Origin of the sequence: Propionibacterium acidifaciens DSM 21887, assembly GCF_000426605.1 — a bacterium.
GTDB lineage: Bacteria > Actinomycetota > Actinomycetes > Propionibacteriales > Propionibacteriaceae > Propionibacterium > Propionibacterium acidifaciens.
In genome coordinates this window covers 274,893-288,312 of the sequence record NZ_AUFR01000001.1, presented here as the reverse complement: position 1 = coordinate 288,312, position 13,420 = coordinate 274,893, and the positions used below count along the sequence as shown (strand labels likewise).

Sequence of the window (13,420 nt, the reverse complement as noted above, 5' to 3'; positions counted from 1 at the left end):
CCGGTCAGGACGCCTTGACGAAGGTGGCCAGCGCGGCCAGCGACTCGTCAGGGATGCACTCGGGCAGCTCCTCGCGCGCGATGAGCTCCGACTCGTCGTCGGGCAGGCCGAGCATGCGCAGGACGCCCGCCGCGAGGGCATCGACGACGTCCTCGGTGCTCTCGCCGGGCTCGGACAGGAGCCAGGAGACCACCCCCAGGAGGGATCCGCCGATCGCCGCGTAGGCGACCTCCGCGCTCGGCAGGGAGAACCGCCCGGACCGGATGCCCCGGCCGATGAGGTGTACGGAGGTCTGGCGCAGGGCGCCGTCGAACAGCAGCGAGGCCGGCCCGGAGCGGGTCACGAGCGAGGCGAAGCCGGGGGCCACCTCGGCGACCCGCCCGATGACGCGGAAACCGATCGCCACGGCCCTGGCCGGGTCGTCGACGCCCTTGATGAGCCGTCCCAGGGTGAGGCTGAAGCCTTCCATCGCCTCGGCGAAGGCCACCGAGAACAGCTGCTCCTTCGTCTTGAAGTGGTTGTAGAACGAGCCGAAGCCCACGTCGGCGAGCTCGGTGATCGTCGAGATCGGGACATCGGTGCGCCCCTCGGCGATGAGCTGCTGCGCCGCCTGGACGAGGGCGGCGCGGGTCGCCGCCCGGCGTCTGCCGTGGCGGCCCTTGCCGACCGTGCCGGCGGCCTTCCCCGCTGCTTCGACGATGTTCATCGCACTCATTGTCGCGCACCCCGTCCCGAGCCGCTCACCCGAGCGTCGGATCCGTGGTCGCGGGGAGTGTCGTCGTGCGCGAACGGCCGGTCAGGACGACGAGCGCGACGACCGCAACCAGCCACCACACCAGGAGCGCCGCGATCATGCCGGCCAGGCCGGCGCTCGTGGGCACCGCCATGGCGCGCAGGAGACCCACCGAGGGATCGGTCGGCAGGAAGCCGGCGACCGACTGCATCCAGGCGGGCTGGGCTGACCAGACGCCGCCGACGACGGCCAGGATGAGCACGGCCAGTGCCACGACGGGCCCCCCGATGCGGTGGACGGAGCCGAGGGCCTGGTTGATGGCGAGGAAGACGAGCTCGATGACGAATGCCGCCGCGGCGACGGCGAAGAAGGCCCCGAGCCCCGGGTGCAGGGCGAGGGCCGCGACGGCGCCGACGATGAGGCCGCAGGCCGCGGAGAACAGCAGGGTCGGGCCGAGCGAGCGCAGCGCCAGCTGCCAGGTCGGCAGGTTCGACTCGAAGGCCGTCCTCGTGATCGCGGGGCTCACCGCGCTGAAGGCGATGGCCGCCACCCACAGGGCCACGACCCCGAACAGGGCGACCGCCGAGCGGGTGTAGGAGCCCAGACCGCTCGTCGTGGAGACGAGAGGGGTCGTGACGACGTCGGAGATCTGGTCGCGCTGGTCGGAGGTGTAGCTGGGCACCTGGTTCGAGGCGTCGCGCAGGCTGCTCGCGAGCGTGCCGGCGCCGTCCTTGAGCCCGGTGGTGCCGTCGTGGAGGCTCCGGGCGCCGTCGGCGAGCGAGTGCGAGCCGTCCCGGGCCGTGTTCATGCCGGTGACGAGCTGGTCGGCCCCGCTCTTGGCCGAGGAGATGGCGTCGACGAGGGACTGCGAGGATGAGGCCAGGGTGCTCGTGGCGCCGGAGAGGCCGTCCGCGCCGGTGGCGACCTGCTGGGCGCCGGACTGGAGGTTCGTCGCGCCGGAGGCGAGATCGTTCGCGCCGGCGGCGGCCTGGGAGGCGCCGTCGGCGAGCGAGCCCGCCCCGTCCGCGAGCCGGCCGGCGCTGTCGGCCGCCTCGCCGATGCCGCCGGACAGCCCGGCGGCGCTCGTGCTGAGGGCCGAGGTGCCGGTGGCGACCTGGGAGGCCCCGGACTGCAGGGCGCCCATCTGCCCGCCCAGCTGGTCCAGCCCGTCGGCGACGCCCTGGCAGTACGCCGTGACGCCCTGGGCGCAGGCGTTCGCGGCCTGCTGGAGCTGGGTCACGGAGGTGGCGACGGTGTCGACCCCGGTGCTCACTCCGGCGGCGCCGTCGGCGAGCTGCTGGGTCTGGTCGGGCAGACCGGTGAGCTGCTGCTGGGCGCCCGACAGGGCGCCGGCCAGCTGGGAGGCGCCGCCCGACAGGGTGCTCGCCCCGGAGCTGAGGGTCTGGTTCGCGCCGGCGAGCCGGTTCGCCCCGTTCACGACGTCCGTCGTGCCGTCGGACACCTGGTGGGCGCCGGTGGCCAGCCGGGAGGCGCCGTCGGCGAGCTGCTGGGTCTGGTTCGGCAGGTCGGCGGTCCGGGTCTGCAGCTGGCCGAGGCCGTCGGCGAGGCCCTGCTGGCCGGTCGCCAGGGTGTCCATGCCGTCCGCCAGCGTGCCGGCGCCGTCGGCGAGTCGGGAGGCGCCGTCATCGGCGCTCGTCGTGCCGGCGGACAGTTCGTCGGCCCCGTCCGCCGCTGTCGACAGCCCGTCATGCAGAGTCCCCATGCTCGTGAGGACCGTGTCGACGTAGGTCTGGGTGATCTGCTGGCCGAGCGAGCGCTCGGCGGCGTCGGCCAGTGTCGTGCCGACCTGGGCGTCGAGCAGCGGGGAGTCGGCCGCCGTGGTGATCGTCACGGAGGCCTGGGTGACGGCGCCCGCGTCGTTCCCGGCCACCGAGGTGGCCTTCGCCGAGAAGTCCGAGGGGATCTCGACGGCGACCGAGTAGTCGCCGTCGGCAAGGCCCTGGGAGGCGTCGTCTGCGGTGGTGAGCACCCAGTTGTAGTCGTCGCCGCTCGCGTTGACGAGCTCCTTGGCGAGCTGGCGGCCCATCGGGCGCACCTGGCCGTCGACGGTGACCGGGGTGTCGTCGTTCACGACGGCGGCGTTCACCTTGTCCAGTTGGGATCCGGGGTCGTGGAAGGCGAGCACGAGGACGCCCATGAGGAGGGCGGGCACGCACAGCAGCGCCACCCAGGTGCGCCAGGAGGCGCGTCCCCGCAGATTGCCGATCGTTCGTGCTCTCATCGTGAGGCCTCCTCGAGAAGGATGGTGGATCGGGCGGACCGCTCGTCCGCGCCGGCGGTGTCACCGGTGCGCTGCGGCGCCGGGCGGGCGTGCTGCGGCGGCGGCTCCATCGGGATCTCGACCGGGACCGCGCCGGCGGGCAGCACGTGAGCGACCGAACCGGGGTTCGCGCCGGTGAGCAGGACGCAGGCTCCGTCCGCGACGAGCCGGCCGATGAGCTCGCGGGCCCGGGCCGTGCGGTTCGCGCCGATGACGGCGTCCGCGTCGTCGACGGCCGCCAGCGCGACCCCGCGGTGCAGCCCCTCGGCGAGGACGCCGTTGACGTCCTTGCCGCCGGAGGCCAGCACGCTGCGGGACCGGACCGCGGCGTTGCGCTCGGGCAGCAGGAGCCCGGCCACCCGCGCGTCGCCGTCGAAGCCGGCGAGTCGGCCGGTGAGGCCGAGCATCAGCTCGGACTTGCCCGAGCCCTCCGGCCCGGTGAGGACGGCGATCCGGCCGGGGTGCAGGTCGAGGTCGATCGGACGGTTGAGCGCCGCGCCGTTGCGGTCTCGCACGACCATGGCGCGCGTGGCGACGGCCTCGCGGGGATCGGCGGGCCAGCCCTCGAGCGAGAGCTGACGGGCCAGGCCCGCGCCCTCGACGTCGAAGCGGGGCAGCGCCCTGGCCAGCCGCTCGGGCATCGACCAGGCCCGGTGTCCCAGCAGTGTGAGGACCGCCGGGACGAAGGTCATGCGCACGATGAAGGCGTCGACGAAGACGCCGACCGTCAGGGCCGTGGCGATCGGCTTGATGATGCCGGAGCTGCCCTCGGGGATGAACATCGCGAAGACGCTCAGCATGATGAGCGCGGCCGTGCTGACCACCGGGGCCGCCTTGCGGAAGCCGTTGTGGATGGCCTGCACCGGGTCGCCGCTGTGGACGTACTCCTCGGCGGTGCGCGAGACGAGGAAGACCTCGTAGTCCATGGCCAGCCCGAACAGGACACCCATGACGATGATCGGCAGGAAGCAGATCAACGAGCCGGTGAAGTCGGCGCCGAGCCGCGACGCCAGGTGACCGTCGACGAAGATGCTCGTCGTCACGCCGAAGGAGGCGAGGATCGACAGCAGGTAGCCGATGGTCGCCTTGATCGGCACGGCGATCGAGCCGAAGACCATGACGAGCAGGACGAGCGAGAGGCCGACGACGAAGACGCCGTAGGGCAGCAGGGCGCTCGTGAGCTTCGCCGAGACGTCGACCGCGACGGCCGTGATGCCGGTCACCGCGAAGTCGCGGAAGCCGTACCGGTCGGCCATGGCCGGGCCCCGGTCGCGCAGCGCCTGCACGAGGTCGGCGGTGGCGGCCGAGTCGGGGGAGCCGGACGGGATGACCTGGACGATGCCGTAGGTGCCCGACTCGTTGGGGGTGGACATGGCGATGTGCGCGACCCCGTCGATCGTCGCCAGGTCGTCGCCGAGCCTGTTCATGCCGTCGATCGGGTCGGTGCTGTCGAGCACGTTCACCACGACGATGAGCGGGCCGTTGTAGCCGGGGCCGAACTCGTCGCTGATCGTGTCGTAGGTGGTGCGCACGTCGGTGCCGGCCTCGGCGGCGCTCTCCATGGGCAACGACAGCCTCAGACCGGTGGCCGGCACGGCGAGGGCGGCGACGGCCGCGACGACGAGGACGATGGTGACGAGCGGGCGCGCGGTGACGAGGCGCACCCAGTGGCCGAAGAAGCCGTCCCGGCCGGAGCGGCTGCGGCGCGCCCGCGGGGTGATGCGGGTGCCGAAGAAGCCGAGCGTGGCGGGCAGCAGCGTGAGGGCCACGCACACCGCCGTCGCGACGCCGAACGCCGAGGCGACGCCCATGATCGTGAGGAAGGGGATGCGCGCCACGAACAGGCCCACGAGGGCGATGACGACCGTCATGCCGGCGAAGAGCACGGCGGTGCCGGCCGTCGCGATGGACCGGGCGACGGACTCCTCCGGGTCGAGACCCTGCGCGAGGTTGTCCCGGTAGCGGGAGATGACGAACAGCGAGTAGTCGATGCCGACGGCCAGGCCGATCATCACCGACAGCAGCACCGTCGTGCTCATGATGGTCATGACGCCGGTGGCCGCGTAGACGAGCGACTCGGTGACCCCCACGCCCACGAGCGCCATGACGATCGGGACGAAGGCGGCCAGGACGTTGTGCAGGAAGATGATGAGGAAGATCAGCGCGAGCACGACGCCGATCGCCTCGGTGACGGAGATCGTCGGGATGACGTTGTCGAAGGCCGAGCCGCCGACCTCGACCCGGGCGCCGTCGCCGATTCTCGACTGGAGCTGGGCCGCCGAGCCCCGCACGGCGTCGAGTGTCGCCCCGGTCAGGTCGTTCTTCTGCCCGTCGAACTGCACGGTGATGATCGCCGTCGTGTCGTCGTCGGAGACGGCGCCGTCGACCAGCGACGAGAACGGGGAGGCGACCGTCGAGACCTGGTCGAGCGCGTCGATCTCGTCCACGGCGGCGCCCACCGCGTCCTTCACCGGCTGGGCGCTCACCGAGGAGCCCTCGGGCATGGCGACGACGATCTTCGCCGAGGTGCCGGAGACCTGCGGGAAGACGTGGTTCAGCGTGTCGAGGGCGTTCTGCGAGGACGAGCCGGGGATGCGCACCGTGTCGTTCGTGCCCTTCGACAGCGTGTTCATGAGGACGATGCCGGTGACGAGGACGAGCAGCCAGGCCAGGACGACGAGGACGCGTCGGCGGTAGGCCGCGCGGCCGAGGCGGTACAGGTGGGAGGACATGGGATGCGGACCTTCAGGGCGGGGACGGAACCATCGGAACTGATGAAACCATCATTTATGGTAAGCCCCTCAGGATCAAATCGGGCCTCAGGGCACCCCGCGAGACGTCCTGAGTCGACCCGTCAGGGTCCCCTGGGGAACCCCCCTGAGGCTGTCTCAGGGGTCGAAGGGGTCCATTTCGTGAGGATTTGCCCAGAAATTGGCCACTAACAAGGCACGGAGGAAGAAAAACCGCCACTCAGGGGGTACCTTGTTCCCAAAGCCGGGTCCAAGGAGTCCCCGGCACGTTCGAATGGAGAGGATCCATGGCCATTCCGACTCTTTCGCCCGAACAGCTCCAGTCGGCTCGTTCGGCCGCCACGCAGGCCCGTCGCGCTCGCGCGGACTTCAAGAACAGACTGCGCAGGGGCGAGCTCACGCTGGGTCAGGCACTCGACCAGGCGGCGGGGGACGACGTGCTGGCCCACATCAAGGTCGTCGACCTCCTCAAGGCCCTCCCGCGCGTCGGCGAGAAGCGCGCCGCCGCCATCATGGAGCGGCTCGACATCGCCCCCAACCGTCGCGTGCGCGGTCTCGGCCGCCACCAGATCGCAGGGCTCAAGAAGGAGTTCCACTGACCCATGGGCGAGCAGCGATCGGTTGCCGGTGCCACCCCTCACGAGCCCGGCGGCCGCATCGGTGCCGCACGACCGGGGGTCTACGTCATCTCGGGACCCACGGCCGTGGGCAAGGGCACGGTCTGCGGCAGGCTGAAGGCGCTCCACCCGGAGATCTTCGTGTCCGTCTCGGCGACGACGAGGAACCCCCGTCCCGGCGAGACCGACGGCTCCGCCTACTGGTTCGTCACCGATGAGGAGTTCGACCGGCTGATCGCCGAGGACGGGCTCCTCGAGTGGGCCGTCGTGCACGGCACCCACCGGTACGGCACGCCGCGCCGCCCCGTCGAGGAGGCCGTCGCCGCCGGCCGCACCGTCATCCTCGAGATCGACCTCCAGGGGGCCCGCCAGGTGCGCGGCTCCTACCCGATGGCCACCCACATCTTCCTCGCCCCCCCGAGCTGGGACGAGCTGGTGCACCGCCTCGAGGACCGCGGCACCGAGACGCCCGAGCAGCAGCAGCGTCGACTTCGCACCGCCGCCCGCGAGCTCGAGGCCCGGTCCGAGTTCGACGAGGTCGTCGTCAACGGCGAGCTCGATGAGACCGTCGACAGGCTGGTACAGTTGATGCGATTGTGAGCCCCGCGCTCACGACGCAGTTGTTCCCGCGGCTCGCACCCGGTGTCGGGCCGTCACACCAGACGGGCGCCGGCGCGCCCGTCGCGACAACGATTCCCCACGGGGATTCAGACGAGGGTTGCAATCTTGACCAGCATGACTCCTGAGGGCTCGACCACGCCGTCCGTCGACGAGTTGCTCGAGCACGTCGACTCGAAGTACCGTCTTGTGCTCGTCGCCGCCAAGCGCGCACGTCAGATCAATGCCTACTACTCCCAGCTCGGCGAGGGCCTGCTCGAGAACGTCGGTCCGCTCGTCGACACCGCGCCGCAGGAGAAGCCGCTGTCCATCGCCATGCGGGAGATCAACGCGGGCGTCCTGGAGTACAAGCAGATCGACCCCGCTGCCGAGGCGGTCGCCCGGGCCGAGGCGGCCAAGGACCCCGACTTCGACTTCGGGGACCCGCTGGCCGACCTCGATGCCTTGGCCGACCCCGTCCCCGCCCCGACCGAGCCGGGCACGGACCCGGCCTGAACCGGCCCGTCGATCGTGCCCGCCGCGGCGCGCACGACGCGGAGCACCACCAGTGTCCCCGGGCCGTCGACGGGGCGTCATGCCCGGCTCTTCGCCGGGCGGAAAGCAGGCAGCAGCCAATGAGCAGGTCGTTCACCTCCGAGTCGGTCACCGAGGGCCACCCCGACAAGGTGGCCGATGCCGTCGCCGACGCCGTCGTCGACGGCATGCTCGCCCAGGACCCCGCCTCGCACACCGCGATCGAGGTCCTCGTGAGCAACGGCGTCGCCGTCGTCGCGGGGGAGGCCACCACCGAGTCCTACGTCGACATCGCCGACATCGCCCGCGCCCGCATGCTCGAGATCGGCTACGACTCGTTCGACAAGGGTCTGGACGGCGCCACGTGCGGCGTCATGGTGTCCCTCAACAGCCAGTCGCCCGACATCGCCGGCGGTGTGGTGAGCTCCTGGGAAGTGCGCTCCGGCTCGGCCGTCGACGAGGCCGACCGGCAGGGCGCCGGCGACCAAGGCCTCATGTTCGGCTACGCCTGCACCGAGACCCCCGAGCTCATGCCGCTGCCGATCCACTTGGCCCACCGCCTGTCCGAGCGCCTGTCGACGGTCCGCCGCGACGGCGTCCTTGACTTCCTCGGCCCCGACGGCAAGACCCAGGTCACCATCGACTACGACGGGATCGTCCCGATCGCCGTGACGAACGTCGTCGTCTCCACCCAGCACGCCGAGGGCGTCGACCTCGACTCCGTGCTCGCACCGGCGATCCGCCGCGAGGTCATCGACCCGGTGCTCGCCGGCTATGCGGTCGCCTCGGACGACGTGCAGGTCCTCGTCAACCCGTCCGGACGCTTCGTCATCGGAGGCCCCCAGGGCGATGCCGGTGTCACCGGCCGCAAGATCATCGTCGACACCTACGGCGGCATGGCCCGCCACGGCGGCGGCGCCTTCAGCGGCAAGGATCCCTCCAAGGTCGACCGCTCCGCCTCCTACGCCGCGCGCTGGGTCGCCAAGAACGTCGTCGCGGCCGGCCTCGCCGAACGCTGCGAGGTGCAGGTGAGCTACGCCATAGGCCGCGCCCATCCGACGAGCCTGCACGTCGCCACCTTCGGCACCGGCGCCGTCCCGGACGAGCAGCTCGTCGCGGCGGTGCGGCGGGTCTTCGACCTGCGTCCGCGCTCGATCATCGCCGCCCTCGACCTCCTGCGCCCGGTCTACTCGCTGTTCACCAACAACGGCCACTTCGGCCGTGAGCTGCCCGAGGCCACGTGGGAGCGCACCGACCGCGCCGACGCCCTCACCGCCGCCGTCCGGGGCTGACCGGGCCGCGCTTCGCGCGGGGCTCACCGGCCGGCGGCGTCCGTGTCGGCGCCCCCGCCTAGGATCGTCACCATGACGACCACCGACGCGCCGGCCCCGACACGGCGCATCGCACGCGTCGCTCTCGACGTCCACCTGCCCCACCTCGACCGCTTCTTCGACTACACGGTGCCCGAGGCGATGGCCGACGCGGCCGTCGTCGGGGCCCGCGTCCGGGCACGCTTCGCAGGACGCACGGTCGACGGCTTCATCGTCGAGCTGCCCGACGACTCCGCGGTCGAGCGGCTGTCGCCGCTGTCGCGGGTGGTCTCGTCCGAGCCGGTGCTCGACGCCCACCAGATCGCGCTCATCAGGGCGGTCGCCGATCACTGCGCCGGCGCCTTCGCCGACGTCATGCGGCTCGCCGTGCCGCCACGGCACGCCGCCACCGAGGCCGCCGAGCAACACCCGTGGCCCGCGCCGGAACCATCGTACGTGCCCTCCGGGGCCCTCGAGGACGCGCCCGGAGGGCCCCGCTTCCTCGAGGCGCTGCGCCGGGGCGGTCGGTTGCGGGCGCACTGGCAGGTGCCACCGCGCTTCTTCACCGACCGGGACGGGGCCGACGACTGGCGCCGCGGCTTCGTCCAGGCCTGCGTGGCGGCCCTCGACGCCCACCGCGGCGTCCTCGTCCTCGTGCCCGACGTGCACGACGTGCGACGCATGCGCGACGCCCTCACCGCCTGCCTCGGCGACGGCTGCGTCGCCGAGCTCCACTCCGAGTCGGGGCCGGCCGCCCGCTACCGCACCTACTTGGCAGCAAGCAGGGGGCGGGCACGCGTCATGGTGGGCACCCGGGGGGCCTGCTACGCGCCCCTGCACGACCTCGGGCTCATCTGCCTGTGGGACGACGGGGACGACCTGTTCGCCGAGCCCCGGGCCCCCTACCCGCACGCCCGCGACGTCGCCGCCCTGCGCGCCGCGGCCGAGCCGTGCGCCCTGCTCTACGCGTCCTACGCGCGCTCCTGCGAGATCGAGCGCTGGGTCGAGTCCGGCTGGCTGGTCCCTCTGGCCTCGCCCGCCGCGACGACGCGCCGCGTCTGCGCCGTGGTGCGCGTGGCGGCGGACTCGGACGAGGAGCTGCGCCGCGACCCGATGGCCTCCGCCGTGCGGATCCCGCGGCGCGCCTTCGAGACGATCCGCGCCGGTCTTGCCTCGGGCCCGGTGCTCGTCCAGGTGCCCCGCTCCGGCTACCTCGCGGCCCTCGCCTGCGCTGACTGCCGCGCTCCCGTCCGGTGCCGCGGCTGCAACGGGCCGGTTCGGGCCGACCGTCTGCCCGATGGCGGCCGCAGGCTCTCGTGCCGGTGGTGCGGACGCACGATGACCTCTTGGCAGTGCCCGCGGTGCGGATCCGCCCGGCTGCGGGCCCCGCTCGTGGGCTCGCGGCGCACGGCCGAGGAACTCGGCAGGGCCTTCCCCGGGGTCGTCCTCGTCGACAGCTCCGGTCAGACCGTGCGCGAGAGCGTCGGCGAGACGCCGGCGCTCGTCGTGGCGACCCCGGGCGCCGAGCCGGTCGCACGGGCCGGCTACGCGGCCGCCGTCCTGCTGGACGGCTCCCTCATGCTCGGCAGGGCCGACCTGCGCGCAGCCGAGGAGGCGCTGCGGCGCTGGCTCTCCGCCGTCGCGCTCGTCCGCCCCGCGGCAGAGGGCGGCTCCGTCTGCCTCGTCGGCCCCCCGCAGGACGCTCCGGTGCAGGCCCTCGTCCGGCTCGACCCGGCGGGTTTCGCCGCCCGCGAGCTGGCCCAGCGCGCCGAGGCGGGCCTCCCGCCGGCCACGGCCATGTGCGCCGTCGAGGGGCCCGAGCGCGTCATCACCGACTTCGCCCGGCTCGCCGCCTGGCCCGAGTGCGCCGAGGTGCTCGGCCGGGTCGAGCTCCCGCCGTCCGAGCCGGGGGCCGAGCCACTGTGGCGGTTGCTCGTCCGGGCGCCGCGGCGGGCCGGGGGCGAGCTGGCGGCCGCCGCCAAGAAGGCCCTCGCGGTGCGCAGCGCGCACAAGGAGCCGGGGGCCGTAAGGGTGCGCATCGACCCGGTCGACCTGTCCTGACGGCGGGTCCGCCCGGAGCGGCGGTCGGACCGCCCGCCCGGAGCGGAGCCTGGGTAGGCTGTGGCACCGAGCGGGGGAGCGAGAAGGAGGGGCCCATGCGCATCGTCTTCGCCGGCACGCCTGGGACGGCGGTCCCCGGTCTGCGGGCACTGACAGGGGCCGGGTACGACGTCGTGGCCGTCGTCACCAGGCCCGACGCGCCGAGCGGGCGGGGGAGGCGACTCAGGGCCTCGCCCGTCGCCGATGCCGCGCAGGAGCTGGGCATCGAGGTGCTCAAGCCGTCGCGCCCGCGCGACGAGGACTTCGTCGCGCGCCTCACGGCGCTCGCCCCCGATGTCTGCGCCGTCGTCGCCTACGGCGCCCTCATCCCCGAGCACGTCCTGGCCGTCCCGGCCCACGGCTGGGTGAACCTGCACTTCTCCCTCCTTCCCGCTTGGCGAGGCGCCGCCCCCGTGCAGCGGGCACTCATGAACGGCGACACCGTCACCGGCGTCACCACCTTCAGACTCGTCCCGGCCCTCGACGCAGGCCCCATCCACCGCCAGCTGCGCGTGCCCGTCGGCACCGACGAGACGGCCGGCGAGCTGCTCGACCGACTGGCCGTCCTCGGCGCGGACGTGCTCGTCGGCACCATGGCCGACATCGAGGCCGGACTCGCCCCCGTCGAGCAGGACGACGAGGCCGCTACGACGGCCCCGCGGATCGAGGTCGCCGAGGCCCGGCTCGACTGGACCGTGCCCGCCGCCCGGCTCGCGCGCACCGTCCGCGGCACCAGTCCCCATCCCGGCGCTTGGACGCTGCTCGAGGGACGGCGCTTCAAGGTGCTGGCCGCCCGCGTCGACGACCCGGCCTCAGCGGGCCCCCACCCCGGCGCGCTCGCCCCCGGATGCATCGAGGCCGACGCCAGGCACCTGTGGGCCGGCACCGGAGACGGGGCGCTCGAGCTCGTCCGCGTCCAGGACTTCGGCAGGAGGGCCATGAGCGGGGCCGACTGGGCGCGTGGCGCCAGACCAGCCCTCGGCGCCCGCTTCGACGACGGCGGGCGGGAACCGGCATGAACGACCACGGCCGCCCCCGCAGCGGACGCGGGCGGTTCCCGCACAACCCGTCCCGGCACGAAGCCGGACGCGCGCGGGCCCGCCGTCCCCTCGACCGGCCCAGGCGCACCGCGCTCGAGGCACTGCGCGACATCGACCGCGGCGACGCCTACGCCAACCTCGCCTGCAGCCGCGTCCTGGACGAGCAGCGGATCACCGGCCGCGACGCGGCCTTCGTCACCGAACTCGTCTTCGGCACCTGCCGCATGGCCGGCAGCTACGACGCCATCATCGAGAAGGCCTCCGGACGCGACCTCGACGAGCTCGAGCCCGATCTCGTCGACGTGCTGAGGCTCGGCGCCCACCAGGGCCTGACCATGCGCGTGCCCGACCGTGCGGCCGTCGACACGAGCGTCGACCTCGCCGCCCACGTCGTGGGGGAGCGCGCCTGCGGCATCACCAACGCCGTCATGCGCCGGATCGTCGCTCGTCCGTTCGAGCAGTGGTGTGCGCTCATCGCCGGCGCCGATCCGGCCCGCGAGCGCGAACTGCGCACCGGCCACCCGCGGTGGATCATCGACGCCTACGCCGAACTGCTCGACCCAGACGAACTCGAGCCGGCCCTGGCGGCCGACAACGCGGCCGCCGAGCCCACGCTCGTCGTACGCCCCGGCCTGTGCGAGCGCGACGAGCTCGCCGAGGCCGGAGCCGTTCCCACCCGCTGGTCGCCGTGGGGCGCCCGGCGCGCCGGCGATCCGTCCGAGGTCGAGGCGGTGCGCACCGGCCGCGCCGGCGTGCAGGACGAGGGAAGCCAGCTCGTCTGCCTGGCACTGAGCCGCGCCCCGGGCCTGCGCGGACCGCGCTGGCTCGACCTGTGCGCCGGCCCCGGCGGCAAGAGCGCCCTCCTGCGTGGTCTCGCCGACCGCCACGGCGCCTTCCTCGTCGCGAACGAGGCCCAGCCGCACCGGGCCCGCCTCGTGAGGCTCGCCCTGCGCCGCTACGATCGGCGCGGTCACCAAGTGATCGTCGCCGACGGCGGCGAACCGGCCTGGGACGAGGCCGCCTTCCAGACCGTGCTCGCCGACGTGCCGTGCTCGGGCCTGGGCGCCCTTCGGCGACGCCCGGAGTCGCGGTGGCGCCGCGACCCGGCCGACCTCGACGAGCTCGTTCCGCTGCAGAAGGACCTGCTCGACGTCGCCCTCGGCTCAGTGCCCTCCGGCGGGCTGGTGGCCTACGCCACCTGCTCGCCGCATCGTGCCGAGACCGCCGACGTCGTGGCCGGCGTGCGTGACCGGGTCGAGCTGCTCGATGCCCCGGCCCTCATCCCAGAAATACCCGGGGCTGCCGCGGCCACCGATCCCCGCTTCGTCCAGCTGTGGCCCCACAGGCACGGCACCGATGCCATGTTCCTGGCGCTCATGCGCAAGCGATGAGCGATGTCAGGGCCCGGATGGCCCAACCGTGTGAACGGCATCGTCGCAGCCGGGGGAGATCATGTCG

General features: G+C 73.2%; 10 protein-coding genes. 7 read left to right on the top strand and 3 right to left on the bottom strand.

Features of this window, described 5'->3' with window-relative positions; translation table 11 throughout:
• Positions 1 to 4: 4 nt before the first annotated feature.
• The 3 genes from K336_RS13515 to K336_RS13510 are packed head-to-tail and all read right to left on the bottom strand — an operon-like array spanning position 5 to position 5,746.
• Positions 5 to 706 (bottom strand): TetR/AcrR family transcriptional regulator, encoded by a 702-nt coding sequence (locus K336_RS13515; RefSeq protein WP_021798933.1) that lies wholly within the window; start codon positions 704 to 706, stop codon positions 5 to 7.
• 34 nt (positions 707 to 740) lie between these two features.
• Positions 741 to 2,975 (bottom strand): YhgE/Pip domain-containing protein, encoded by a 2,235-nt coding sequence (locus K336_RS0101195; RefSeq protein ID WP_028706071.1) that lies wholly within the window; start codon positions 2,973 to 2,975, stop codon positions 741 to 743.
• Positions 2,972 to 5,746 (bottom strand): MMPL family transporter, encoded by a 2,775-nt coding sequence (locus tag K336_RS13510; RefSeq protein ID WP_081660466.1) that lies wholly within the window; start codon positions 5,744 to 5,746, stop codon positions 2,972 to 2,974. Before K336_RS13510 ends, K336_RS0101195 begins: the two co-directional genes overlap by 4 nt.
• 305 nt (positions 5,747 to 6,051) lie before the next feature.
• Between K336_RS13510 and mihF the strand changes: the two genes are divergently transcribed.
• The 7 genes from mihF (at position 6,052) to K336_RS0101155 (ending at position 13,353) form a co-directional block, all read left to right on the top strand.
• Positions 6,052 to 6,363 carry an integration host factor, actinobacterial type gene (gene mihF / locus K336_RS0101185; RefSeq protein WP_028706070.1) on the top strand — a complete coding sequence of 104 codons (312 nt, stop codon included), beginning with the start codon at positions 6,052 to 6,054 and terminating at the stop codon, positions 6,361 to 6,363.
• A 3-nt stretch (positions 6,364 to 6,366) separates the two neighbouring features.
• On the top strand, positions 6,367 to 6,981 hold the full coding sequence (gene gmk / locus K336_RS0101180) for a guanylate kinase (protein ID WP_021798923.1): 615 nt from the start codon (positions 6,367 to 6,369) through the stop codon (positions 6,979 to 6,981).
• A gap of 126 nt (positions 6,982 to 7,107) precedes the next feature.
• Positions 7,108 to 7,494 (top strand): DNA-directed RNA polymerase subunit omega, encoded by a 387-nt coding sequence (rpoZ, locus tag K336_RS13505; protein ID WP_021798925.1) that lies wholly within the window; start codon positions 7,108 to 7,110, stop codon positions 7,492 to 7,494.
• Between the two features lie 119 nt (positions 7,495 to 7,613).
• The gene (metK, locus tag K336_RS0101170) at positions 7,614 to 8,804 is read left to right on the top strand and encodes a methionine adenosyltransferase (protein WP_021798929.1); all 1,191 of its coding nucleotides are present in this window, start codon (positions 7,614 to 7,616) and stop codon (positions 8,802 to 8,804) included.
• 72 nt (positions 8,805 to 8,876) lie between these two features.
• Positions 8,877 to 10,883, top strand: a complete 2,007-nt coding sequence (locus tag K336_RS0101165; RefSeq protein WP_051245282.1) for a primosomal protein N' — start codon at positions 8,877 to 8,879, stop codon at positions 10,881 to 10,883.
• Positions 10,884 to 10,978: 95 nt separating this feature from the next.
• A complete protein-coding gene (gene fmt / locus K336_RS0101160) occupies positions 10,979 to 11,941 on the top strand; it encodes a methionyl-tRNA formyltransferase (protein ID WP_028706067.1) in 963 nt (320 codons plus the stop codon).
• Positions 11,938 to 13,353 (top strand): RsmB/NOP family class I SAM-dependent RNA methyltransferase, encoded by a 1,416-nt coding sequence (locus K336_RS0101155; RefSeq protein ID WP_021798456.1) that lies wholly within the window; start codon positions 11,938 to 11,940, stop codon positions 13,351 to 13,353. Before fmt ends, K336_RS0101155 begins: the two co-directional genes overlap by 4 nt.
• Positions 13,354 to 13,420: the final 67 nt, after the last annotated feature.